This window comes from Subtercola boreus (genome assembly GCF_003399635.1).
Taxonomy (GTDB): Bacteria; Actinomycetota; Actinomycetes; order Actinomycetales; family Microbacteriaceae; genus Subtercola; species Subtercola boreus_B.
In genome coordinates this window covers 1-725 of record NZ_NBXB01000088.1, presented here as the reverse complement: position 1 = coordinate 725, position 725 = coordinate 1, and the positions used below count along the sequence as shown (strand labels likewise).

At 64.1% G+C, this 725-nt stretch carries 1 pseudogene; it reads left to right on the top strand.

The annotated features are described in order from the left end of the window. Window positions 1-197: 197 nt before the first annotated feature. Window positions 198-725: pseudogene (locus B7R22_RS18605) on the top strand (IS21 family transposase); the annotation flags it as partial.

Sequence of the window (725 nt, the reverse complement as noted above, 5' to 3'; positions counted from 1 at the left end):
TGTTAGCGGCCATGTGAAACTGCCCGTAGGCGGCCAGTAGTTCTGCCCGCTGGTGGCCAGGGGATCTGCCCACTGGTGGCCACGAGTTCTGCCCACTTCTGTTTTGTACCCGGACGCGTTAAGCGCCGGGAGCCTCTTCCTGCGATTTGATGACGATGTCTAAGTCGTATCAAACCGGTTCCAGGAAGAGGCTCTGAATGAAGTCTGACGGAGAAATCATGGAAATACTCGCCGCGTTCGACCTGACAGGATCGCTGCGCGCTGCCGCGGCTCTTGCCGGGTGCTCGCATCACACCGTCGCCAAACACGTTGCTGCTCGCGACGCCGGCCAACCGATCGCCCAGCCCGCCGAGCGCCCCCGGATCACGGATGCGTTCCTGCCGAAGATCGAGGAATGGGTCGAAGCGTCCAAGGGCAAGATCCGTGCCGACAAAGCACACGACAAACTCCTCGCGCTCGGCTATACCGGTTCGGCGCGTTCGTCGAGGCGGGCGGTCGCGCAGGTTCGCACGGCGTGGCAGTTCGGTCGGGTTCGGGTGCATCGGCCTTGGGTCACGGAGCCTGGCCAGTGGTTGCAGTACGACTTCGGCGACGGCCCCGTCATCGGCGGCGTCCGGACGGTGTTGTTCGTCGCGTGGGTTGCGTGGTCGAGGTTCCGGGTCGTGATCGCTTTGCGCGACCGGACCGCACCCTCAGTGTTCGCGGCCCTTGATCGCACCTTCCGG